Raw genomic sequence first — 23,093 nt, forward strand, 5'->3', positions numbered from 1 at the left:
TTGATGCAAAAATGGGTGCAAAAAATGACCCTGCGCAGAAATTTTCATTCTGTCAAAAACAAAAAGGTGACCAGTCGTCTTATTTTTATCTGGAAAAAAATGTCCAAAAGGACATTCTGAAGTGCAGTAACTAAATCAAACCTGTGGCTTGGTAAACAATTCGGGTAGTACGGTTAAAAAGGCGTCTAATGGTTCCCGGCATTTGGATGCCTTCATTCGCATTAATGTCCCTTCCCACGCGTTGAATAAAAATTCAGCCAATACGGGGGAAGGCAAATGGCTTTTCAGGCCATCTTTTATACGCGCTTCTTCCAATACATCCTCAATAGCCTGGGTACTGTTGCGTAGCATCTGACGGACTTTAATACGAATTGCTTCGCTTGATTCCGACATCTCCTGGCACATATTTCCAATAAAACAGCCGCCATTGAGGTTTTCCTCACAACCGCCAATATTCTCCACAAAAAAACGGGTAAGGCGTTCTTGCGGGCAAATACTGCGATCATTGAGCAAGTGACGATTCTGTTCCATGCGCTCTTCAGTTACTTTCTCCAACGCTTCAATCGCAAAATCCTCTTTGCTTTTGAAATAGGTGTAGAAAGAACCTTTCGGCACATTCGCAGCATTGACTATGTCCTGAATACTGGTGCCGTTGTAACCGCGAGTGGCCATTACTTTCAGGCCGGCATCAAGGAGATGGTCTTTTTTCAGTTCACGTTTGCTCATGGGGTAAATATATGACCAGTCGTCTGTGTTTTCAAGCGACGGTTTAGGTTAAATTGTTATAGGAATGAGGGTTTTAGTTATGTGTTGCACGAAAACGTCTCGTTATTATTGTTTTAGGGTAAATGGATCTCTAATTTGATTCTTTAAGATGTTTGATCAAGCGTGCCTTGAGTGCAGGCGGCAGGTTTCTGATAGTCAAAACATCCTGATCTGCATCATATTCAATTTCTCGCCCAAGGCAATCGGAAGCGAAGCTCATACTTAGGTTGTCGTTACGTCCGCTAATACGCACATAACTGCGGATTTGCCCGGCATGAGGGATAAATTCCGGTTTGATATCCGGTTTGCTCGTTTCTACATAGCGCGCAAAGCGCTCTGGTTCATAGCTTTTTACCTCTTCAGCGAGGTTTTGTGACAAATCGGCGATAGTTACCGCCTTGCCCGCTTTATTTTGTTCCAGGCAGTAATCCACCACCTTGCTACGTGTAATCCTGGCGGTGGCCTCATCGAGTGTCTGGCTGAAATCATCTACGACTTTCAGGAACTCGGCCGTTTCCTGTTTAATGTCTTGTTTGTCAGTAAATGCGATAAATTGCGTAAACGCCTCGGATATATCCTTATCACTCCGTGAACGGATCAAGGTAAGGTAAGTCGTTGAGTCTGTATCCACCCAATCCTGTAGCTGGATTTTGGCGGCAAGGTTGAATCCACTGGTGTCGAGGTGGAGCGAGTCATCCATCGCCAAATCGCCGTCCAGGTACAAGCCACTTAAATGCTCGACCAGATACACGTGTAATGTATCGCCAACCTCCAGCTTCTCTTCCACAAAAAATACATAGGCATCCAATAGCGATTCAGCACCTTCCAGTGATTGCTGAAACTGTTGCATGGCTTTGTGTGTGAAACTGAGAAAGCTCAGGCGATCTTCACGCGAATCTTTTAACCAGGCAGGCAACGGAAACTCGCCAATTTCATCAGAAAAGCGCCCATAACTTTTACCGCCTTTACGGATAAATTGCGCTTTTAGTTCATAGGCCAATTCTTCCAGCTTGCCGTTAGTAGCAAACATTTCACTGCGTAATTGCAATTCAAAGGCGCTGCCGGGGGAGTGGCGATAAATTCGATGAGCAATAATTGCGGAAATAGCCATAAGGAATCGCTTAACTATCTATTGATGGATCTGGATTAATGGGATGAACTGGAAAAGGCCGCTATTATAGGCGTCACATCGAATTTTCACAGACTTGATTCCGGACACTATATGACTATTCAACGTTTAAACCCCACACCGCGCTGGTCAGACGCGACCATATTCAACAATATCGCTCATTTTGTAGAGGTTCCCAATAATACCGATTGCTCAATGGATGATCAGGTTGCCCAGATACTGGCGCAAGCAGAAATTACCCTGGCGGAAATTAACAGCGATAAATCGCGTTTGCTGTCAGCCACTATTTACATCACTGATAAAACTAATGTGCCGGCATTAAATGCTGCCTGGCAGGCGTGGTTGCCCGTGGGTTGCGCGCCATCGCGGGCGTGTATAAAAGTAGAATTGCTTGATCCGGCGATGCTGGTGGAAATTGCGTTTGTTGCCGCGGTGAGACAATAGCGATTCTGGTCATTGTGGAGCGGTTAAACGGGGATTTTTGCCTATACTTCTTGCTGTTATGTCGTCCTGACCGGTGTTTTAACAGGAGCTATTTATGGCAACGCCGATTGATCAATATTTAAATATTCTTGCAAAAAAAGATGGCTCGGATTTATACCTGAGTACCGGTGCGCCACCCTGCGCAAAATTCCAGGGCGTATTAAAACCGCTTTCTAGCGAGACCTTAAAGCCGGGCGAAATTGAAGCTATCGCCAATGCCATTATGGATGAAGAGCAACGCGAGGCGTTTGTGCGCGACCTGGAAATGAACCTCGCCATTTCTATTCACGGTGTAGGGCGGTTTCGCGTCAATATTTTCAAGCAGCGGAACGAAGTGGCGATAGTTGCACGCAATATAAAAACCGATATTCCCCAGTTCGATGCATTAGGTCTCCCCGAAGTATTGAAAGATGTAATTATGACCAAGCGCGGCCTGGTGTTATTTGTGGGCGGCACTGGTTCCGGTAAATCCACCTCACTTGCGGCGCTGATCGATCATCGCAATTCATCCAGCGGTGGCCACATTATTACTATCGAAGACCCGGTGGAGTTTGTGCACAAACATAAGCGCAGTGTGATCAACCAACGTGAAGTGGGTGTGGATACGCGCAGTTATAAAGCCGCGTTAAAAAATACATTACGCCAGGCACCGGATGTTATTTTGATCGGCGAGATTCGCGATCGCGAAACTATGGAACATGCCCTGGAGTTTGCTGAAACCGGGCATCTCGCAATTTCTACGTTGCATGCAAACAATTCCAACCAGGCGTTAGAGCGGATTATTAATTTATTCCCTGAAGAGCGGCGCCCGCAATTATTGATGGGGCTTTCACAAAACCTGCGTGCGTTTGTATCACAGCGTTTATTGCCAACGGTAGATGGAAAGCGTTGCGCGGCGGTAGAAGTATTACTCGGTACCAAAACAATTCAGGAATTGATTTTAAAAAGTCGCCTCACCGAAATTAAAGAGATTATGGAGAAATCTGAAAATCTCGGCATGCAAACATTTGATGGTGCAATTTTTAAATTATATATGGAAGGGAAAGTCAGTTTTGATGATGCTATTGCCAATGCGGATTCACCCAATAATTTGCGCTTGCGTATTAAGCTCGCAACTGAAGGTACCGTTGTACCCAGGGCAGAACCGGTTGCCGCAAAACCCAAAACGCCACCTGCCAGTTTTGGGGAATTAAGTTTACAAAAAATTGACGAAGAGGAAGGGAATTAAATTTTTGCTAAAAAACCGATAACCCAAATCCATATCAGCGTTTAAGTGTTCCATGCGTTTAATTTGAGTGTTCCATGAGCGTAAAAAGTATCGAGCAGTTATTAAAACCCCATTCGATTGCCGTCATCGGTGCATCCAACCAGCCTAATCGTCCGGGTAATGCCGTGATGCGCAATTTATTGCAAGGGCAATTTGATGGGCCGATTATGCCGGTCACACCGCATTACAAATCAGTGAACGGTGTATTGGCATATCGCTCGATTGATGAATTACCCATGGTTCCCGACCTTGCGATTATTTGCACGCGCGCAACGCGAGTCCCGGCAATTATTTTGCAATTGGGGCGCAAGGGAACACGCAATGCAATTGTAATTGCATCCGGCCTTGATAATTTATACACCGCGCAAGGCACCAACTTGCAAGAGCAAATGCTCGCGATTGCTAAAGAATGGGGCGTGCGTATTTTGGGGCCGGATTCGCTCGGCATTATTGTACCGGCACTCGGATTAAACGCGAGCTATGCGCATACCAATGCACTGCCGGGAAAAATTGCGGTGGTCTCTCAATCCAGCGCCGTATGTGTGACTTTGCTTGATTGGTCAAAGCGCCGTCGTATCGGTTTTTCTTATTTTATTTCGCTCGGCGAAGGGATTGATATCGATTTTGACGAGATGATTGATTTCCTTGGCCGCGATGCAAACACGTCTGCAATTCTGCTTTACATCGATGCGATTTTTGACGGGCGCGCATTTATGTCTTCCGCGCGTGCCGCGTCGTTTAATAAGCCGATACTGGTAATTAAAGCGGGAACTTATTCCGAGTCAGCACTGGTAACATCGCGTCTGCAGCCTGAACAAATTGGCGCCGATCCTGTTTATGACGCTGCGTTTCGACGTGCGGGTATGTTGCGTGTTGGTGACTTGCGTGAATTGCTAGCGGCAGTAGAAACGCTTGCGAATGGAAAACCAATCCATAATGAGCAACTGGTAATTCTTGCGAATGGTAATGGCCCTTGTGCAATGTCTGTCGATGCATTGTTGGAGCGTGGCGGTCGCCTCGCAAAATTGGATGATGTGGTTGTGCAGCAGTTACAAAAAATTATCCATACCGGTGGTCGTCCAACCAATCCTATTAATGTATTAGGCGATGCATCACCAGAAACTTATCGCAAAGTAATGGAAGTGTTATTGCAAAGTAACAGCATTGATAACTTGTTAATTATGCAAGCACCTTCGGCGTTAACACCGGGCGAAATTTATGCTGATGCAGTGATTGACGCGTATAAAAACTATCGTGGAAAAAAACCGAATGTTTTCGCTAACTGGATGGGAGAAGATGCGGCGCAAGAAGCGCGCTTGCGTTTTGCAGCGGCAGGCATAGCCTCTTTCCGCACGCCGGAAGGCGCCGTAGGAGCGTTTATGCATATGGTGCAATACCGGCGCAACCAGAAATTATTATCAGAAACCCCGGAATCCATTAGCGATAAAGTGCCTTATCAGCCTGCACATGCGTCCGAATTGATTGAACTGGCATTAAGTGAAGATCGAGCACAACTCAGTTCTGCCGAATCGTTGCAACTACTGTCTGCCTATGGCATTACCGGTGTTGATGCCGCGACCAAAAATTTCACCACAGCCAATACCCCGCACAAGTTGCGTGTGCAAGTGCAAACAGATCCGGTATTTGGCCCGGTTATTTTATTGGGGGAAGCTGCCAGTCATTGGAGTATTCGCAAGAGTGCAGTGGTTGCATTGCCGCCATTAAATATGGCGCTTGCGCGCTACATGGTCATTCAGGCATTGGCGGAAGGAAAAATTCGCGAGCGTGAAGGTTACGCGCAATTAAATATGCCCGCACTGTGTTTGTTATTGACGCAGGTCAGTCAAATTGTGATTGACCATCCGCGTTTGTATTCATTGCTAATTAACCCGGTGCTGGTAGCGGGTGAACAAATCCATGCGTTGGAAGCCGGTATCAAATTGAGGCTGGATAATCATCTCGCGCCCCTGGCAATTCGCCCCTATCCAAAAGAATTGGAAGAAACCTGCGTTTTGCGCGATGGACAAACCGTCATCTTGCGGCCAATTAAATCGGAAGACGAATTATTATTGCAACAGTTTGATAACTCGCAAACCAAAGAAGACAGGTACAAACGTTACTTTGCCGACTTGCCACAATTTTCCCACGAACAAATGGCGCGGCTTGCACAAATTGATTATGCGCGCGAAATGGCATTTATTGCTGTATCACAAGCAGATTCCACCGCGGAAAAAATCCTGGGAGTAGTGCGGGTACAAACAGAACCGGATAATCTTCACGCAGAATTTGCTATGGCAGTTCGCAGTGAATTAAAGGGAATCGGTTTGGGCGCGCGGTTGTTGCAAAAAATGATTGATTATTGTCGCAGCCAAAACACCAAAGAACTCAACGGGATTACTATGCTGGAAAATGCCGGCATGGCTAACCTTGCGCGTAAACTGGGTTTTAAAGTGCGTGTTAATAGTGATGAAGGTTTAATTGATATGCGCTTGGTATTGCAAGAGTAATTAACATCCCTGTTAATTAAATTTATGACGATAATTTTCCCAGCGCTTTAATATGTGCAAGCACACACCGCCCCAATCCTAATAAATCGTAACCACCTTCCAGCATGGATACTACGCCCTGGCATTGATTCTCCTCCGGAAATTTTTTACTGCCATCCATTAATTGGCGTATCTTTTGAGTAACCCACGCATAATCCTGTTCGACCAAACTGATGGATGACATATCGTCATCAATGTAAGCGTCGAATCCTGCTGAAATAAAAATAAATTGTGGTTTGAATTTTTCTAATGCCGGAAACCATTGCGCGCTAATCGCATCACGAAATCCCTGGCTGCGACAAGTAGCCGGCAGCGGAGTGTTAATGATGTGCGCCGGAACATCATCAATTTCAGTATTGGGATAAAACGGATACTGAAAGCTGGAACAAAAAAGTACACGTTCATCGTCTAGGAAAATATCCTGGGTACCATTGCCGTGGTGCACATCAAAATCCACGATGGCGATACGCTGTAATCCATACGTTTCCAAGGCATGTTTGGCGGCGATAGCAATATTATTAAAAATACAAAAACCCATCGCGCGCGCGCGCTCGGCGTGATGACCAGGCGGACGCACATTGCAAAACACCGCGTCGGTTTCTTTGCGCATAATCATATCCACACCCAATACACCGGCACCGGCGGCATGGCGTGCGGCGGTTAATGTTTGCGGTGAGAGATAAACATCGTCTGCAAAAAAATGGATACCGGATTGTGGCACTGCGCGCGCAACGCGCTGTATGTGCTCCGCAGTGTGCACACGTAACAATTGTTCGTCGGTAACGGCAGGTGCATCGCGTTGGTAGAGCAGGGCATCAATACCGCTGGCTAATAATTGATTGGCAATTGCATCAACTCTGCCCGGACATTCTGGATGTCCATCCGGCATTTGATGTTCATGGCAACTCGGGTGGCTAATTAAGGTAGTAAGCATAATGGTCATTAATCCTTCGCAATATGGCCACTATAAACGCTTCAGTGATAGCTTGTGAATATTTCACAAAGGATTCGGGATTAATTAACGGGGCCACATTGATCACCGGCCTATACTGCCTACTGTCGACTAATGATGTCGACGCGTCACTAACCTAAAAGGAAATTTTTATGAAAAAGTCACCCCTGTGGCTCGCAGTTTTGTCTGCACTGGCCATTCAATCTGCTCTTACTGCAACTGCTGTTTCTGCTGCTGTAGCAACCCCCGAAAAAACTACCAGCATTGTGACCCGCGATTTGCTGGCACAATCAGACCTGGTATTTTCTGGAAAAGTTGTGAGTGTGGAATACAAAGATTCCGTCGATGGTCTGCCCCATACTTTTGTTACATACAGTGTGGATCAGGTGATCTCCGGCCGTCCCGACGGCTCACAAGTAACCTTGCGTTTCCTTGGTGGACGCCAGCAAAAAGGCGAAGTGGTTCGTTACCTTGAGGTGTCTGAAACACCGCAATTCCAGGTCGGGGATACCGATGTACTTTTCGCAAGCAAAAATAACAGCAGTATTTGCCCATTGGCAAAATGCACATCTGGTCGCTTCCGTAACCTGGATGGTGTATTAGCCAGCGATGATGGCCGTGCAATCATTGAAAAAACCGATAGCAGTTATGCAATTTCTAACACGGTTATTACCAAAGAAGCAGCAGACAACGGCGAGGTTGGACATGGTGCTAATGCGCTGGCAAGTGTAGCGCGTGAGCCTGTATCACCTGTTGTCCCTGCTTCTGCAATAAAAGCAGAACAATTTATTGCCGATTTGCGTGAGCAGGCGAGGGAAGTCGCCAGCGCTCGTGCCGATACTCCGGTATTTGTTTCTGCATCGATTAGAGACGAGTTTAAATCAGCAGCAATGACTCCCGAAGCTGCGCCTGCTGATGCTGCTCCAAACTTGTTGCGCCGCATTACTACCCCAACGGATTTTGATCGTTGGGAAGAAGATGCTGTGCGCAAAAATAACGGCAACCCGGTTCTTTAATCATTCATCTTTTTAAATGTCTTTTGACAAGGAAACTATCATGAAAAAATTATTATTAACGTCGTTGGGCCTGGTAATGACCCTGAGCGCGATGAGCGCGAGTGCTGTTGGCTGGCGCACCTGCGATGGCAACAAAATTAAATGGGATAGTAATACAGTTACGTTTCGTGCAAGCAATGTCAGTTTTCCCGCCGGTTCAGCATTTGGAAATTCACTGCAAACTTCCATTAACCGTGTAAATGACAATCCCAGTAATTTTAATTTCTCATTATTGTTTGGCGATACTTCTGTAAAGCGCGATAACGGCCAAAACGAAACCTGGTTCACTAGCGACCCTGATGTGCACGGCGGTGCTCCGGCACGCGCGTTAACCTGGTATCACTGTTACTGGGCATTTGGCTGGCATTATGGTATCGATGAAGTGGACGTCGTGTTTAACACCGCTGAAACTTATACCACCTCTATGAACAAAACCAGTTTGTGGGCGTTTGGTGGCAGTGCGCGTCCATTTGAAACCACAGCTGTTCATGAATTTGCACACGCAATGGGATTGCTGCATGAAAATCGCTGGTACAGCATTATGGGGTCGGATTGGACTCACATCCATGCTAACGGTGATACTGCGCGCTCCTATTTGGGTGAAGATGGTGCGGAAGGCTCGGTAATTCTTTACGGAACCCAAGCCAGTGCAATGGAAGATTTATCGCTCACTAATTTTAAATATTTGGGAAAGGATGGTGAGTACTCCACACATCAACCAACACAATTATTTAACTCGGCGGGCTCAGTGCTGAGCTGGTTTACCGATGCCGGTGAACGCCGTTATCGTGTCAACAAAGGCCAATCAGTGCAGCTGGAATTGACCGGTGAGAACAATGGTAAAACCACCCAGACGGTAAAAATTGCTTACTACATTTCCAGCAATAATTTAATCAGTACCGCTGACCGTTTGATTGCTACGGGTACCGTGACCCTGAGTCGCAATCAACCTGCAACGTTTAAAAGCAATCTGGTTATCCCGGCGGATCTCACATCAGGTACAAACTATTGGGTAGGCGCGATTGTGGATTACGATAATGCCGTGACAGAAACAGTATCGGTTAACAATGCATCTTACTTGCCAATCCGTGTAAATTAATTTTCATTGAATTGGAAAACAAAAACCCGCAGCAGTGCGGGTTTTTTTATGCGCGTTATATATGTCATGTGCTGGTAAAGAATTGATAAAACAGTGTTGGCTTGCGGTTCGCTGGTTAATATTGATACGCACAATTTATTCGTTATTAACGAATAAATAAAAACAACGACATAAAAACAAACAATGAGAGTCAACCATGTATAAATATATCCTATTAATATTTTCATTAATGTTGATTGCCTGTGGTGGCGGTTCATCGGGATCATCCCCGACCACTTCTTCGAATCAGGCCTCAGTTCAATCTTCCTCTCAAGCAACCAGCCAGCCTGTTTCAAGTTTATCTGTTTCAAGCCAATCCTTTTCAAATACCTCATCCACCCAGGCTCGTCAGCAGGCATTGGTTCCGTGGCCTTCAGAGGTTAGCGAACAAAACGGTGTTGCAAATCTGGGAGTACAAGCGACGCTGGAATTCGATGGTTCAACACCAACCAGCACCCGCGCACTGACCGCATTATTAAATGTGTTGGGAATTTCTGCGGTTGAAACTGCACCTTATAAAATCCAGTTGTCGCTGGTGAGCCAGCCGGAATTAGGTGCGGAAGGTTATCGTTTGGTGATTGCGGAAAATATTCACATCAGTGCGCAAACCGACGCTGGACTTTTTTACGGTGTGCAAACATTGAAACAATTATTTCCTGTCAATGCGCAAGCAACGTATCAGTTGCCCAAAATAACAATTACGGACATTCCTCAATATGCATGGCGCGGTAGCATGGTCGATGTCGCACGGCATTTTTTCAGTATTGATTATCTGAAAAAACATGTTGAGCGAATGGCGGCATTTAAATTAAATAGACTGCATTTGCACTTATCTGATGACCAGGGCTGGCGAATGGAAATAAAACAATATCCCAAACTCACCAGCGTTGGTGGTTCAACGCAAGCGGGCGGTGGTCCGGGTGGTTTTTATACACAGGAAGAATTGAAGGATCTCGTTGCATTTGCAGCACAACACAACATAGATGTTATTCCTGAATTAGATATGCCCGGACACGTGCAGGCAGCTATTGCTTCATACAATGAACTGGCTTGCGATAATGTCACTAACTTAAGTGTTTATACTGGCCTGGATGTTGGTTTTAGTTCTTTATGTTTAACAAAGCCGGACGTGATTTATCCATTTGTAAAAAATGTATTGACTGAAGTGGCGGAGGTTTTTCCATCACAATATATTCATCTTGGTGGAGATGAAATAAAACATAATTTATATCCTGAATTTATTGATAAGGCACAACAAATTATCAAAGAGTTAAACCGCACCATGATTGCCTGGGAAGAGGCGTCTGCGGGGAAAAACCTGGAACCGGGTACATTGTTGCAATTGTGGAATGATAATTACAATATCCAGTCTGCGTTGGATCGTAATATCCATTTAATTCTTTCTCCTTGCAGTTATTTTTATCTGGATCACGGCAATTACAATGGCCAGCCGGAGACCTATACCTGGTGCCGCAAACAAGGTGTCCCGATGGAACGTGTTTACAGTTTTAATCCGCAGAAATATTCGTTAGTTACTGGTATAGAAGCGCCGGTATGGAGCGAGGTTATTACCTCGGAAGCAGCGTTGGATAACCGAATTTGGCCGCGCCTTGCGGCGGTGGCGGAAATTGCCTGGACCCAACATTCTGCACGTGATTATCAGCAATTTATTTTGCGTTTGAAGGAATTAAAACCCTATTTTGATAAAGAGGGAATTCAATATTATCGCGAGCCACAGTTGGGTTGGTAAAAATAAATTGAAATCAGACGCTTGGTAGTAAAGAATTTATAATAAATCCGAAAAAGGAGTTTTAAATAAATAGATAATAAAAAAGCGGAGGTTCATCCTCCGCTTTTTTATGCGATGTTATGACACAGAATTAAAAAATCCAGTTAGCTTGCACGCCCACTACATTTACCGATGCATCAAAATTACCTTCAACATGGTGACCTGTTTGCAAATTGGTATTGTTGATATGGGCATCATCAACTTTTATGTAAGCGTAACCCAGGTCCATTGAAAAATCGTTGGAGAAGCGGTAATTAAAACCACCGGTAAACCATAAGCGATTTTCATCCGGGATGCGCGGGTTTACCAATGCCGGGTTGGTTTGCGGTGCCTCATCATAGGCAATACCAAAACGCCATGACCATGGGCAGTCAGATTTATAACTAAGGCCCAATGCATACCGCATTGAATCTTCGTATTCCAAATCCAGTCGGCTCACGGTGAGATTATTGCCAGTGTTGATGACATCAATGGTGTTAATGCTGCTCCATTGGGTCCAGGCAATATCGGTGTGGACCCACCAATAATCGGAGAAACGATGTGAAGCACTAAATGTTAGGGTATCGGGCAATTCAACACTGGCTTTTGCGTCACCCGACAATGTATTTAATGTTGCCGCGCAAATAGTGCCGGTTGTTGGCGCTGGTGGTGCACCGGTAGGGAACCCGGCACCGGGCCTGCACAATGCATTTAACGTAAATGTTGCATCACCTTCCAGGTCAAACTCTCCGCCTTGCCTCCACAGCAATCCGAAGCGTGTGCGATCAGTAGGTTTAAAAAATAGACTTACATCGCCAACAATATCGTCGTCATCGCCCTGGATTTTTGCGCTGCTGTCGGTTGCCGGTTGAGGATTCACGCCAAGTGTTGAGTCGACCTGGCTTTTCAGTGTTACATCAGCAGTTTGATAATCCAATCCCACACCTAATGACCATTGCTCATTTAATTCAATTGCAAGCACGGCATTGATATTTGCAACTTCGAGCTCGCTATGTGTTGCAAGGTAACGGCCAGTCCATTCATCACCGTATTTACTGGCTAATCCATAAGGTGCATTTACTCCGAGGCCCAGTGTTAATTTTTCGGTGAGTGGTTGTACCCAATAAATATTGGGTACGTAACCTGTCTCGTTGGTTTTACCTGTTGTTCCATTAGTGTTGGAGTTAGTGTTATTGAATTCCGCGCTGGTAAATATCGCATTTACACCCAATGTAAGAGTGGGGTCTTTTAATTCACTCAGCGATGCAGGATTAAAAAATACACTGGTTGCATCTTTGGTATCGGATGCAGTGCCTGCAAACGCTTGCCCTAAAAAGGCGGGGCTTTGTTCGAGTATTTGAAATGATGCAGCGTGGGATAATACGGGCAGCATTAAACCAATGCTGGTAACGAGCGCGCGACGAGTGAATCTCATAAAGCCTCCTGAATACAACAAATTGATTCAACCAGGTCTTCTTAGTCTAGTTGCCTTCTTAGTCTAGTAGATGGTTAAAAAGTTTTTATCAGAGGGGGAATAATCGATTGGGAAATGTAAATGTGTGGAGCAATGCGACAAAATGCTGGCAGGTTTGAACAAATTGAAAATATTGCAGACTAAAAATATCTGTAGATATGAAATTTAAAGATATAAAAAATGCATCATTGAAAATGATGCACTTTCAAGACTACAAGCACCCGGAGTGTTTACTGTTTTTCGCGAGCGATAGCGCGGTATGCAATATCGTTACGGTAAAACATTCCGTTCCAGCTAATTTGTTCAGCGAGTTTATATGCGCGTTGTTGTGCTTCAGAAACACTGTTGCCCAGCGCAGTAGAACAAAGCACGCGACCACCATTAGTGACAGTGTTGCCATCTTTTTGCGCAGTGCCTGCGTGGAAAACTTTTTCGCCTGCAACTTCTGTAGTTGGTAAACCTGAAATGACATCGCCTTTGTTGTAACTGTCAGGATAACCGCCAGCGGCCAATACAATACCTACTGATGCACGAGAGTCCCAATCAGCAGTGGTTTTATCCAGGTCACCTTTCAATGCTGCCAAACACAACTCGACCAAATCTGATTGCAAGCGCAACATAATCGGTTGGGTTTCGGGATCACCAAAACGGCAGTTGTATTCGATAACTTTTGAATTGCCCGCTGCATCAATCATCAAACCGGCATACAAAAAGCCAACGTAGGTATTACCTTCAGCAGCCATGCCATTTACGGTTGGATAAATAATTTCTTTCATCACGCGATCATGCACCGCTTGCGTCACAACCGGTGCAGGAGAATAAGCACCCATACCGCCAGTGTTCGGGCCGGTGTCGCCATCGCCAACGCGTTTATGATCCTGGCTGGTTGCCATCGGCAATACATTTTTGCCGTCGACCATCACAATAAAGCTGGCTTCTTCGCCTGCCAAAAATTCTTCAATTACCACGCGGCAACCGGCATCGCCAAATGCATTGCCTGACAGCATATCGCGCACTGCATCTTCAGCTTGCTGCAATGTTTCGGCAACGATTACACCTTTACCGGCAGCGAGGCCATCCGCTTTAATTACGATCGGAGCACCTTTTTCGCGCAAGTAGGCGAGGGCAGGTTCCACTTCGATAAAATTTTGGTAATCAGCAGTAGGAATTTTATGGCGCGCTAGGAAATCTTTAGTAAAGGCTTTTGAGCCTTCCAATTGCGCTGCACCTTTGCTTGGACCGAAGCATAATAAATTGCGCGCTTGAAAATAATCTACCACGCCAGCAACCAGTGGCACTTCCGGCCCAACAATTGTCAAGCCAACATTATTTTGTTCAGCGAAATTTGCCAATGCTTCAAAATTTAAAACGTCGATAGCAACGTTTTCCAATTTTGCTTCCAGTGCGGTACCCGCATTGCCCGGAGCAACAAATACTTTTTCGACTTGCGCGCTTTGCGCCGCTTTCCATGCAAGGGCATGTTCACGGCCACCGCTGCCAATAATTAATACGTTCATAAAATTAATATCTTTTTAAGTCGTTTACGTAGGTTGGGCAGCAATGCCCAACACTAATTAATTTTTTGATCACTATGTTGGGCATTGCTGCCTGCGCGGCGCGGCCCAACCTACGAAATTAACGAATTCAATTAATGACGGAAATGGCGCATACCGGTGAATACCATCGCCATACCGTGTTCGTCGGCAGCAGCGATAACTTCCGCATCGCGCATCGAACCACCGGGTTGGATTACGGCGGCAATACCGACTTTCGCCGCGTTATCAATACCATCGCGGAACGGGAAGAATGCGTCGGAAGCCATTACGGAGCCGGCAACTTGCAAGCCTGCATGCTCCGCTTTAATTGCAGCGATACGCGCGGAATTTACGCGGCTCATTTGGCCTGCACCCACACCAATAGTGTGTTGGTTTTTTGCGTAAATAATGGCATTGGATTTTACAAACTTGGCGACTTTCCATGCGAACAATAAATCTTTGATTTCTTCAGCTGTTGGTGCGCGCTTGGTGACGATTTTCAAATCGCTTTCAGTGATGATGCCATCATCGCGATCTTGTACTAATAAACCGCCGTTGACGCGTTTGTAATCCAGACCTTTAACGCGCACCGAACTCCATTCACCGGTTGCCAGCAAACGTACGTTTTGTTTTGCTTTAACAATTTCGATAGCTTCTGCGGAAACGCTGGGTGCGATAATAACTTCTACAAATTGACGTTCAACTATCGCTTTGGCAGTTTCTGCATCCAGTTCGCGGTTGAACGCGATAATGCCGCCAAATGCAGATTCGCTATCGGTAGAGTAGGCCAGGTCGTATGCGTGTTTAATCGATTCTGCGACCGCAACACCGCACGGGTTTGCATGTTTAACAATAACGCACGCGGGTTCACTAAATGATTTTACAGTTTCCAGTGCAGCGTCGGTATCAGCAACGTTGTTGTAAGAAAGTTCTTTTCCTTGCAATTGTTTTGCAGAAGCAATACCTACTTCCTGCGGATTTTTTTCCACATAGAAAGCGGCTTTCTGGTGCGGGTTTTCACCGTAACGCATTTCCTGTGCTTTGATAAATTGGGTGTTGAAAGTGCGCGGGAAATCAACGCTGCCGCCCTCTACCAGGCGACCAAAATAATTGGCAATAGCGCCATCGTAAGCAGCGGTATGTTCATAGGCTTTAATTGCCAGATCGAAACGGGTTTTTAATGAAGTGCTACCGTTGTTTGCTTTTAATTCGGCAAGAATATTGGCGTAGTCTGATGCGTTAACAACAATATTTACGTGGGCATGATTTTTTGCAGCGGCGCGAACCATGGTGGGGCCGCCGATATCAATATTTTCTACCGCGTCCTCCAATGAGCAATCTTTATTGGCGACGGTTTTTTCAAATGGATACAAATTCACAACGACCATATCAATCGCACTGATACCGTGTTGTGACATCACGCCTTCATCAATACCGCGACGCCCCAAAATACCACCGTGAACTTTCGGGTGCAGGGTTTTTACGCGGCCATCCATCATTTCCGGAAAACCGGTGTAGTCGGAGACTTCAATTGCGGGAATCTTGTTTTCGGTAAGTAATTTAAAAGTACCACCGGTCGATAAAATTTCTACGCCCTGAGCGTGCAAGGCCTGGGCAAATTCAACAATGCCGGTTTTATCAGATACGCTGATCAGTGCGCGTTTGACTGCAACAAGATCGGAAGTAGTAGACATACACAGTTCCTGTAGATGAGAAAGTTAAAGCGGAAAACGGTAATACCAAAAATAAGAGTTGCTAAAAAGCAAAAGGGGTGGAAACGAATTACCACCCCTTTTTTATTTGCCATGCGGCGCTGGAAAAATTACAGCAGGCCGTATTGCTTCAGTTTTTTGCGCAGAGTGCCACGGTTCAAACCTAATACTTGTGCAGCGCGGGTTTGGTTGTGACGGGTGTACTTCAATACGATTTCCAACATCGGTGCTTCTACTTCAGCGAGTACCATTTCGTAAACGTTGCTAACGTCCTGGCCGTCCAAATGTTTGAAGTAATTTTCCATGGCTTGCTCTACACAGCCGCGCAGTGATTGAGCTTGTACTGGTTGGTTCGGGTTTGCAGCTTGTGCTGGGGTTGATTCAGCAAAGAAAGTTGCAGTATTCATGCGGCTTTTTCCTCTTTCGTAAGCAGCTGTTCAAAGAAATTTTGAATGCTGGTTTGTTGTTCTTCCGCGTTATCTATAGCGTTAAAGGTTTTGCGAAATACTTCGCTGCCAGGAACCGTTTGCAAATACCAACTCGCGTGTTTGCGAGCGATACGCGGCCCCATAAACTCACCATAAAAACGGTATAGCTCACACAGATGGGTACATAAAATATCCCTGACTTCCACCAGGGATGGTTCGGGTAATTGCTCACCGGTACGCAGGTAATGCGCAATTTCCCGGAAGATCCAGGGGCGACCTTGCGCGGCCCGCCCAATCATCACCGCCGCTGCACCTGTGTGATCCAATACAGCTTTGGCTTTTTGCGGTGAATCTATATCGCCATTGGCAAACACCGGAATGTTCACGGCATTGACAACGCTGGCAATAGTGTCGTACTCGGCCTCGCCCAGAAAGGCGTCAGCGCGGGTGCGACCGTGAAGTGCGAGGGCCTGTATGCCTGCATCTTCGGCAATGTGTGCAATACGCACCGCATTGCGTTGTTCGTTGCTCCAGCCGGTACGGAATTTCAGTGTGACGGGAATGTCCACTGCACTCACTACGGCGTGCAATATTTCAGTTACGAGTTGCTCGTCTTTGAGCAGGGCCGATCCGGCGGCTTTTTTGCAGACTTTCTTGGCCGGGCAGCCCATGTTGATATCAATAATCTGCGCACCGTTAGCGGCGTTAAGGCGCGCTGCTTCCGCCATCATTTCCGGATCGCCACCAGCAATTTGCACTGCAATCGGCTCGGCCTCACCGGTATGGTCCATCCTCAGGCTACTTTTACGGCTGCTCCAAAGGTTTGAGTCAGCCGTCAACATTTCCGACACCACCAGGCCAGCGCCCAATGAGCGGCATAGCTGGCGGAATGGCCTGTCAGTAACACCGGCCATGGGCGCGAGTATGACCTTGGAGTCTATGCAATAAGGGCCGATGTTGAACACGTGTAATTTGCCGTTAACTCAGTTTGCCAATAACAGCGAAGGCTGGCGCTAGCAGAATCACTCCGCTTAAAAACTGAGCCGGGCCTTGCGTTAAAGGGGCGCCATGATACCCGTTTGGGCTGGGGTTGGGAACGTAAAAAACGTAAAAAACGGTGTTTTTTTGAGCGATAAAAACAGCCTTTTTTAGTGATTTCGGGTTGCAAAAAAGTGTGATTTGGGGCAGCAGTTGTTACTGCTCTGTTAGCGGGTCATAAAGATAGGTTTCGTAATCGCGCGACAAATGTTTGATCAATGGATTTTCCATTTTTACGAGATTGCGTTTTGGTAAGTCCGCCGCTCGCAATCCCTGGATGTGACGTTTACGCCAGAGCTTGTTAAACGAGCCGTCTTTATAGGCGATTTCCAAACCGTGTTTGATGCGATCCAGCATTTGCTGGTTATCTTTGTGTGCAAAGAAGAATTTTGGCAGCGGGTAATACAGGGCGAGTTGCGTGTCGCTAGTGAGCCCAAGGCTGCTTTCATGGGCTTGTTCATAAAAATACTCGGAGGGGCCGCGACAAAATAAATCGACGCGGCCCGCTTTGGTCATGCGGAACAGGTTAATTACGCTATTGGCTTCGACTACTTGCAGATGGTTGTGGCGAAGCACTTTGGTATCTGCCCAACCAATGCCTGTTCCAAAGGTGAAGTGTTTAAGTTGTTCTGTGCGGGTAATCGTGCTGACCCTGGCTTTCAATGCGTCACGCATAAAGCATATGCGATAGCTAAGTGCTCCCCGGTCCAGTGGAAAAGGGATATAAGCCAGCTTTTCCTGATTGGCTAGGTCATCCTCGTAGCTGATTTGCAGTACCAGGTTGGGGTAAATGTTGTTATGCATTGCTGCTAGTGCGCGGGCGCGATTCATGGGTGGGAGGCCGCGCAACTCATAGGGGCCATACTCTGCACGCGTTTTTTCCAGTGCCAGGCGCAATACATCTACTTCGTGCAGTTCCTGCTCCGGGCTAGCGATTTCCGGCAGCTTATGGGTAACGATCAGGAGTTGGCTGTCAGGCGGTTGTTTGGTGGGATCCGGCTGCGCGCGCTCATCGGCAAATACAATAGGGGCGACGATAAGTAATAGGTAAAACAAAAATCCAGGTTTGTTGGGCCTGAAAAAATAGTGATAACACTGGCTCCCGGTTTGGGTTAATTGATCGGTGATAACGCCATAATCCATTTTCATTGCTTGGTTACCAGCTTGATCCTGCAGTATGGGGAGCCGTAATTATGTGTAAGTGGTTCTTAATTCGGATGGTTTTGCTGGCGCAGTACTTTCACTCGATAGTTGACCGCTTGTTCACCGGGGTCAACGACATCAAACGTTAAATGAACCGGTTGTTTTCTTGGCATGTGAGTGGTGCCGGCAGCTTCCCCTCCAAGATATTCACCGGGCGAAAAGCGTCGTGACGCTATTACGTTTTCATCGATATTGGTAAATACCAGTTCCAGATCCGGATAGGGTTGTTCAAAGGGGGCATTATTTACGATCAATACATCGATCTCTAATGCATTTTCAATGGTGGGGTGATCACCGATTACCAGGTTGTATGCGAGTATCTGGCTGGTATCAATCAGGGATGGTACTTCGCATTTCAGGTAGGGACATATAAATGTATAAGCCGTTCTGTAGGGTTCTACACGGCTAAAGTAATCAAACTTAAACCAGGCCAACTGCACAACCAGCGCAAGCAGTGCAAGCAAGCTTAACGCTGGCCACAGTTTGCGTTGATACCATCGGCGCATGCGTTTGGCGGTGAATTCGATGGGGGCCGGTATGATGTTCATTAGCAACGCGGTACGTGAACCATCATAAGCGCGAATTTTCGGTTGGGTTTTTACCTGGCGTTTGGGTGAATCATCCTGGGTGGCATTTTCATCGGGTGTTTCAAAAATGCTCGGGTCGGGCGCATTGGGGGTTGGATTTGCCTGCGGCGCTTTAAAACCGTTGTGATCAGGAATGCTCGCCAGTTCGTCACTCAGGATAAAGTCATCTGCTACTTTTCCTGGTTCTTTATCTTCCGCTGGTGTGGGCGGCGCGGGCTCAGCTTCGCCGATCAGGCTGAACATTAAGCCGGGCGCTGAAGGTGCTGGCCCAGATGGTTCTGCTACAGGTGCATTTGCTTCATAGTCGTTTGCATGCAAATCTTCATCATTAGCGATGACAGGTTTTTTCTGCGCCACATATCGCGGTGCTTCCTGGTCCTCATCGTCGATCAGCATTTCTGCCCAGGATTCATCGGCGCTATGCAGGTCTTCCTTGTCGTCCTGATGGCGAATCTTGCGCTCAAACAGCGATACTTCGGCCTTGGGCGTCGTATCTATATCCATAAAACTGTCGAACTCATAGCTCTTGGTATCGGATTTGGTGTCATCCATATCGTCACTAATGAGTATGTCATCACCGTGTGATAGCGACGATTTATCCAGTACCCGTACTACCGGCTTTTGCGGTTCGAGCTTTGGTAGTGGTGCGGCACTAACGGGGGTGGGCGCTATTGGCAATGGTTTGATGCTGCTTAGGATTGCCAGTTGCTCAGGTTGATTCGCCGGGGTATTGGTGGGTAGCGATGTAGTTGCTGCAACTTTGTGCGCCGGGGCTGCCGGTGTTGTTGCAGGTTTTGCGGGTGGTGAATTTACCGCGATAGACGATATCGGATTTATCAGCGGCTTGGTGCTGGCTTCCGGTTTTGCGTTGGCCGGAGCGGGTGCTTTTTCGGGAGCCGCAGTTTTGATGGGGTCTACAGGTGTGGGCGATTCAGCGATTTTTGGAGTTGCAGCCGCTACCAGATAATCCATCGCTTTGAATACATTCAAGCAAGAACCGCAACGCACAGCGCCATTGGCGGATTGCAATTGTGCCTGGGTTATCCGAAAGGCAGTTCCACACTTGGGGCAGCGGGTGATCTGTTGGTTACTCGCAGAGGTCATACATCAAGGCCCTTAAAAACCGCTTCAAATTTATTATCGAGACCTGACAGTGTAACTATCAGGAGACGTGCGGTAAATTCCAGCGACAACTGGTCATCACGGTCTCCATCAACAATGCCAACTGCCTCACTTTTATCTGACTTGTTATGGTTGAGTTTTCGTTGCTGTCAAGCGTACCCATTCTTCCTGTTCGGCGATAGGGTCAAAGGTAAACCAGGGCTCGTAAGCCGCCATGACGGTTTTGGCCTGTACAGCCAGGATGCCAGACAGGCAAATTTTGCCCCCGACTTTGGTCATCGCATTCAATGCTGGCGCCAATTCCGCCAGGGGGCCAGCAAGGATATTGGCGAGCATTACATCGGCCTGGCCTGTGGGGCAATCCGGTGGCAGATAAACGGGCATGGCATCTTCAGGTAGATTGTTGCGCTTGGCATTTTCCGTTGTGGCCAATAAGGCTTGGGGATCTATGTCTACACCAATCACTTTTTTGGCGCCGAGTAGTAGTGTCGCAATTCCAAGGATGCCTGAGCCGCAGCCATAATCCACTACTTCAAGATCAGTGAAATCCTGCTGGTCGATCCATTGCATGCACAAAAATGTAGTCGGATGGGTGCCAGTGCCGAAGGCCAGGCCCGGGTCGAGCATCAAATTGACTTTTTCCGGTTCGGGGGGTTGTTGCCAGCTAGGGCAAATCCACAAGCGTTCACCGCAGCGGATTGCATGGTAATTTGCCATCCACTCGCGTTCCCAATCTTTATCTTCGAGCTGTTCCCAAAAGTGTTCCGGTAACGGATTTCCGAAACGGCGCTCTGCCAGCGCAATCGTTTTTGCGGTGTCAATTTCGGCATCAAACAGCCCGGTCATTTTCACGCTATCCCATAATGGGGTTTCGCCAAGGCCGGGTTCGAGGATGGGTTGATCGGCATTGTCTTGTAAGGTGACTGATGCCGCGCCACACGCTAGCAGCGAATCTTCAAGTGATTCGACATAACGGCGCGGGGTAATAATTTTAAGTTGCAGCCAGGGCATAGGTTTTAATTCTTGATGATTGATGGTTCGTCGCAATTGATCGTTTGTAAAAATTGATCGTTCGTAGGAGCGCCAATTTTAACGTGGCAAGTATCGCGCCCTTGAATTATTACACCCGATATTTTCCAGGTTGGAATCATGGATGCCGATTATGAATGGTGCAATGTAAAAGGGCGCGATAAATCGCGCCCCTACGATCAAAAATCAGCGATTTTTATTCCGCCAGTTTCTTTTCCAGATAATGGATGTTAACACCACCTTGACGGAAAGCCTCATCGCGCACCAGCATTTGCTGCAGCGGGATATTGGTGCGAATGCCATCGACAATGGTTTCGTCCAGCGCATTGCGCATACGATTAAGGGCGATCTCGCGGGTATCACCGTAGGTAATAATTTTGGCGATCATCGAATCGTAGTTCGGCGGAACCGAGTAGCCATTGTACAGGTGCGAATCCACACGCACGCCTAAACCGCCGGGAGCATGGAAACCTTTTACCAGGCCGGGGCAGGGCATAAAGGTTTTTGGGTCTTCAGCGTTGATGCGGCATTCAAAAGAGTGGCCACGAATAATCACATCAGATTGCTTGATTGACAACGGCAAGCCGGAACAAACGCGGATTTGCTCCTTGATCAAATCAATACCGGTCACCATTTCCGATACCGGATGTTCCACCTGGATACGGGTGTTCATCTCAATAAAGTAGAAGCGGCCATCTTCGTACAAAAATTCAAATGTGCCGGCACCTTTATATTTGATATCGATACACGCTTTTACGCAGGCGGCATAAGTTGCTTCGCGTACTTCTTGGGGAATACCGGGGGCGGGAGCTTCTTCCAATACTTTCTGGTGGCGGCGTTGCAGTGAGCAATCGCGGTCACCCAAATGGATTGCGCTACCCTGGCCGTCAGAAAGGATTTGCACTTCCACGTGACGCGGGTTTTGCAGGAATTTTTCCATGTACACAGTGCCATCGCCAAATGCTGCCTTGGCTTCGCCCTGGGTCACACGGATTGAGCTGATCAGAGCTGCTTCGGTATGGACAACGCGCATACCGCGACCGCCACCACCGGCTGCTGCCTTGATGATGATCGGATAGCCAATACGTTTGGCGATTGCATGGCACTCTTCCTCATCCTCAGGCAAAGGGCCATCGGAACCGGGAACGGTAGGAACACCTGCTTTTTTCATCGCTTTAATGGCTTCAACCTTATCGCCCATCATGCGGATGACATCCGGGTCCGGGCCGATAAAGGTGAAACCACTTTTTTGTACGCGCTCGGCGAAATCCGCATTTTCTGCGAGGAAACCATAACCAGGGTGAACCGCTTGGGAATCGGTAATTTCCATCGCGGCGATAATCGCCGGCACATTCAAATAACTTTTTGGTGACGGGTTAGGGCCGATACATACCGACTCATCCGCCAGGCGCACGTGTTTCAAATCGCGGTCAATTTGCGAGTGGACAGCAACGGTTTTGATGCCCATCTCCTTACAGGCGCGCAGTACACGCAACGCGATTTCGCCGCGGTTGGCGATCAGAATTTTATCAAACATGGACCGAATCCTCTGTTGGGTAGCGGTTAAACAATCGTTACCAGAGGTTGGTCGAATTCAACGGGGTTGCCGTCTTCCACCAGGATGGCTTCAATCACACCGGATTTATCGGCTTCGATCTGGTTCATCATTTTCATCGCTTCAATGATGCAGATTACATCGCCTGCTTTTACGGATTTGCCTACTTCAATAAATGAAGGTGAGCCCGGGCTTGGTGAGCGGTAGAAGGTTCCGACCATTGGTGATTTCACTATATGGCCGGAAGATATGGGTGCTGCAGGTGCGGCGGCCGGGGCAGAAGCGGGTGCGGCTGTCGGGGCTGCGG

19 protein-coding genes are annotated in these 23,093 nt (G+C 47.2%); 6 read left to right on the forward strand and 13 right to left on the reverse strand.

Features of this window, described 5'->3' with window-relative positions:
* Window positions 1-135: 135 nt before the first annotated feature.
* Window positions 136-726 (reverse strand): TetR/AcrR family transcriptional regulator, encoded by a 591-nt coding sequence (locus A596_RS04490; RefSeq protein WP_039912931.1) that lies wholly within the window; start codon window positions 724-726, stop codon window positions 136-138.
* Window positions 727-856: 130 nt separating this feature from the next.
* A complete protein-coding gene (locus tag A596_RS04495) occupies window positions 857-1,876 on the reverse strand; it encodes a nucleoid-associated protein (protein ID WP_039912934.1) in 1,020 nt (339 codons plus the stop codon).
* Between the two features lie 111 nt (window positions 1,877-1,987).
* On the opposite strand from A596_RS04495, the gene A596_RS04500 reads away from it, so the two are divergent.
* The 3 genes from A596_RS04500 to A596_RS04510 all read left to right on the forward strand — a co-directional run bounded on the left by A596_RS04500 (window position 1,988) and on the right by A596_RS04510 (window position 6,151).
* Complete coding sequence (locus A596_RS04500) at window positions 1,988-2,338, forward strand: RidA family protein (protein WP_039912935.1); 351 nt, start codon at window positions 1,988-1,990, stop codon at window positions 2,336-2,338.
* A gap of 94 nt (window positions 2,339-2,432) precedes the next feature.
* Window positions 2,433-3,605 carry a PilT/PilU family type 4a pilus ATPase gene (locus A596_RS04505; protein ID WP_039912937.1) on the forward strand — a complete coding sequence of 391 codons (1,173 nt, stop codon included), beginning with the start codon at window positions 2,433-2,435 and terminating at the stop codon, window positions 3,603-3,605.
* A gap of 74 nt (window positions 3,606-3,679) precedes the next feature.
* On the forward strand, window positions 3,680-6,151 hold the full coding sequence (locus A596_RS04510) for a bifunctional acetate--CoA ligase family protein/GNAT family N-acetyltransferase (RefSeq protein ID WP_039912938.1): 2,472 nt from the start codon (window positions 3,680-3,682) through the stop codon (window positions 6,149-6,151).
* Between the two features lie 22 nt (window positions 6,152-6,173).
* On the opposite strand, the gene A596_RS04515 is transcribed toward A596_RS04510, so the two are convergent.
* The gene (locus tag A596_RS04515; protein WP_039912973.1) at window positions 6,174-7,124 is read right to left on the reverse strand and encodes a histone deacetylase family protein; all 951 of its coding nucleotides are present in this window, start codon (window positions 7,122-7,124) and stop codon (window positions 6,174-6,176) included.
* A 170-nt stretch (window positions 7,125-7,294) separates the two neighbouring features.
* Between A596_RS04515 and A596_RS04520 the strand changes: the two genes are divergently transcribed.
* The 3 genes from A596_RS04520 (at window position 7,295) to A596_RS04535 (ending at window position 11,085) form a co-directional block, all read left to right on the forward strand.
* Entirely contained in the window at window positions 7,295-8,158 is an 864-nt protein-coding gene (locus A596_RS04520) for a hypothetical protein (RefSeq protein WP_039912939.1), read from the forward strand.
* A gap of 40 nt (window positions 8,159-8,198) precedes the next feature.
* Complete coding sequence (locus tag A596_RS04525) at window positions 8,199-9,296, forward strand: zinc metalloprotease (RefSeq protein WP_039912940.1); 1,098 nt, start codon at window positions 8,199-8,201, stop codon at window positions 9,294-9,296.
* Between the two features lie 196 nt (window positions 9,297-9,492).
* On the forward strand, window positions 9,493-11,085 hold the full coding sequence (locus A596_RS04535; RefSeq protein WP_052417231.1) for a beta-N-acetylhexosaminidase: 1,593 nt from the start codon (window positions 9,493-9,495) through the stop codon (window positions 11,083-11,085).
* 130 nt (window positions 11,086-11,215) lie between these two features.
* On the opposite strand, the gene A596_RS04540 is transcribed toward A596_RS04535, so the two are convergent.
* The 10 genes from A596_RS04540 to accB all read right to left on the reverse strand — a co-directional run.
* Window positions 11,216-12,538, reverse strand: coding sequence for an OmpP1/FadL family transporter (locus A596_RS04540; protein ID WP_039912944.1), 1,323 nt, complete (start codon window positions 12,536-12,538; stop codon window positions 11,216-11,218).
* A gap of 269 nt (window positions 12,539-12,807) precedes the next feature.
* Window positions 12,808-14,094, reverse strand: coding sequence for a phosphoribosylamine--glycine ligase (purD, locus tag A596_RS04545; protein WP_039912945.1), 1,287 nt, complete (start codon window positions 14,092-14,094; stop codon window positions 12,808-12,810).
* A 131-nt stretch (window positions 14,095-14,225) separates the two neighbouring features.
* On the reverse strand, window positions 14,226-15,806 hold the full coding sequence (gene purH / locus A596_RS04550; RefSeq protein ID WP_039912947.1) for a bifunctional phosphoribosylaminoimidazolecarboxamide formyltransferase/IMP cyclohydrolase: 1,581 nt from the start codon (window positions 15,804-15,806) through the stop codon (window positions 14,226-14,228).
* A 128-nt stretch (window positions 15,807-15,934) separates the two neighbouring features.
* The gene (gene fis, locus A596_RS04555) at window positions 15,935-16,231 is read right to left on the reverse strand and encodes a DNA-binding transcriptional regulator Fis (RefSeq protein ID WP_039912949.1); all 297 of its coding nucleotides are present in this window, start codon (window positions 16,229-16,231) and stop codon (window positions 15,935-15,937) included.
* Entirely contained in the window at window positions 16,228-17,217 is a 990-nt protein-coding gene (gene dusB / locus A596_RS04560) for a tRNA dihydrouridine synthase DusB (protein ID WP_039912950.1), read from the reverse strand. The genes fis and dusB overlap by 4 nt, the downstream gene beginning before the upstream one ends.
* A 229-nt stretch (window positions 17,218-17,446) precedes the next feature.
* Window positions 17,447-18,439, reverse strand: coding sequence for a type 2 periplasmic-binding domain-containing protein (locus A596_RS04565; RefSeq protein WP_052417233.1), 993 nt, complete (start codon window positions 18,437-18,439; stop codon window positions 17,447-17,449).
* 59 nt (window positions 18,440-18,498) lie between these two features.
* Complete coding sequence (locus tag A596_RS04570) at window positions 18,499-20,184, reverse strand: DUF3426 domain-containing protein (protein WP_039912952.1); 1,686 nt, start codon at window positions 20,182-20,184, stop codon at window positions 18,499-18,501.
* Between the two features lie 144 nt (window positions 20,185-20,328).
* Window positions 20,329-21,213: a 50S ribosomal protein L11 methyltransferase gene (gene prmA, locus A596_RS04575; RefSeq protein WP_039912953.1), complete on the reverse strand. Its 885-nt coding sequence runs from the start codon at window positions 21,211-21,213 to the stop codon at window positions 20,329-20,331.
* Window positions 21,214-21,427: 214 nt separating this feature from the next.
* Window positions 21,428-22,768: an acetyl-CoA carboxylase biotin carboxylase subunit gene (accC, locus tag A596_RS04580; protein ID WP_039912954.1), complete on the reverse strand. Its 1,341-nt coding sequence runs from the start codon at window positions 22,766-22,768 to the stop codon at window positions 21,428-21,430.
* Between the two features lie 26 nt (window positions 22,769-22,794).
* Window positions 22,795-23,093, reverse strand: a 299-nt coding sequence (gene accB, locus A596_RS04585; RefSeq protein WP_039912955.1) for an acetyl-CoA carboxylase biotin carboxyl carrier protein, incomplete at its 5' end; no start/stop codon positions are given.

The sequence above is a fragment of the Cellvibrio mixtus subsp. mixtus J3-8 genome, assembly GCF_000766945.1.
GTDB lineage: Bacteria > Pseudomonadota > Gammaproteobacteria > Pseudomonadales > Cellvibrionaceae > Cellvibrio > Cellvibrio mixtus_A.